At 75.7% G+C, this 1,602-nt stretch carries 1 protein-coding gene, 1 tRNA gene and 1 pseudogene; 2 read left to right on the top strand and 1 reads right to left on the bottom strand.

All coding sequences use genetic code 11. From position 1 onward, the window contains the following. Positions 1-178: pseudogene (locus tag HMPREF3099_RS12440) on the top strand (nitrite reductase); the annotation flags it as partial. 35 nt (positions 179-213) lie between these two features. Here the strand turns inward: HMPREF3099_RS12440 and selD are convergent. Then, positions 214-1,284, bottom strand: a complete 1,071-nt coding sequence (gene selD, locus HMPREF3099_RS08030; RefSeq protein WP_070705493.1) for a selenide, water dikinase SelD — start codon at positions 1,282-1,284, stop codon at positions 214-216. Positions 1,285-1,394: 110 nt separating this feature from the next. Here selD and HMPREF3099_RS08035 point away from each other — a divergent pair. Then, positions 1,395-1,490, top strand: a tRNA-Sec gene (locus tag HMPREF3099_RS08035). The last annotated feature ends 112 nt before the right edge of the window (positions 1,491-1,602 follow it).

The raw sequence follows: 1,602 nt of genomic DNA on the forward strand, positions 1-1,602 counted from the left end.
CGTGGTCTCGGTGGCCTCCGGGCTGGCGCTCGCGGCGGCCTCGGCGCTGACCCGTTTCGCCGTCGTGGAGGGCGGTCAGGCCTCGGCCCGCGACCCGCGCTTCACCGTGGAGCCGCAGCGCCGCCGCCTCGCGGCCCGCCGTGCCGCCGGCCAGGTGGGCGACTCCATCACCACCTGAGGCCGTGCGCGCCCGGCCGGATGCGGTCCTTCAGGTCAGGCCACCTGCACGGTCACGCCCTCACCGAGGGACCCGCTGGCCACCGTCTCGCCGATGACGGGGGCGCCCGGCACCTCGCCCACCACGAGCAGCCCACCGGAGGTCTGCGCGTCGGCCAGCAGCACCAGCTCGTCCTCGCCCACGCCCTCGGCGCGCAGGTGCGGCCGCACCCAGTCCAGGTTGCGGCGCGACCCACCGGGCACGAAGCCCTGGCCCAGCAGCTCGCGGGCGGCCCGGAGCACGGGCACCGCCCCGGCATCGATGCGGGCGGCCACGCCCGAGGCGCGGCACATCTTGTGCAGGTGCCCCAGCAGGCCGAACCCGGTGACGTCCGTGGCGGCGCGCACCCCGGCGTCCACCGCGGCACGGCTCGCGGTGTCGTTGAGGGTGGTCATGAGCTCCACGGCCTCGGGGTGGCGGGTGCCGGTGGCCTTGTGGTGGTTGTTGAGCACGCCCACGCCGAGCGGCTTGGTGAGGCTGATGGGCAGGCCGGGCTCGGCGGCGTCGTTGCGCAGCAGGCGGTCGGGGCCCACGGTGCCGGTGACCGCCATGCCGTAGGTGGGCTCCGGTGCGTCGATGCTGTGCCCCCCGATGACGGGGCAGCCCGCCCGGGTGGCCACCTCCAGGCCGCCGCGGAGCACCTCGGCGAGCAGCTCGGTGGGCAGCAGCTCGCGCGGCCAGGCCACGAGGTTGATGGCCATGACCGGGGTGCCGCCCATGGCGTACACGTCGGAGAGGGCGTTGGCCGCGGCGATGCGGCCCCAGTCGGCGGCGTCGTCCTGGACGGGGGTGAAGAAGTCGGCGGTGGAGACCACGGCCAGGCGGTCGGCCACGCGGACCACGGCGCCGTCGTCGCCGTCGTCGAGGCCCACGAGCACCTCTGCGGTCGAGGCGGGTCCGGCGGTGTGGCCCTGGGGGGCAGGGCCGCCCGGGCCGCTGGCGTCGCCGGGCCCGCCGGGCAGTGCACCCCGCAGTGCGGCCACGGCGTCCTCGAGCTCACCGGGCGGGATCTTGCAGGCACACCCTCCGCCGCGGGCGTACTGGGTCAGGCGGACGACATCGGTCATGGGTCCAGACTAGGAGCGCCCGGGCGCCGCTCCCTCACCCCGGCCCTCGGCAGCCCTCCGCCGGTCGGTGCTCCCGCACCGCGCCGCTTCGCTGACCTACGCTGTGCCACGGAGGCGTCTGGGTTCCTGGTGGGCCCCCCGGTCTTCAACACCGGCGAGGGCGAGTACCTCGTCCTGGCGGGTTCGATTCCCGTCCGCCTCCGCCAACGTCTCCCGTGCCGAGATGCGCACCGGTGCGGAACTCGGTCTGCCACCTGCACCAGATCCGCACCGGTGCCGAGGTCGACCGTCGAGTTCGGCACCGGTGCGGTTCTCGTC

Origin of the sequence: Kytococcus sp. HMSC28H12 (genome assembly GCF_001816045.1) — a bacterium.
Lineage (GTDB): Bacteria > Actinomycetota > Actinomycetes > Actinomycetales > Dermatophilaceae > Kytococcus > Kytococcus schroeteri.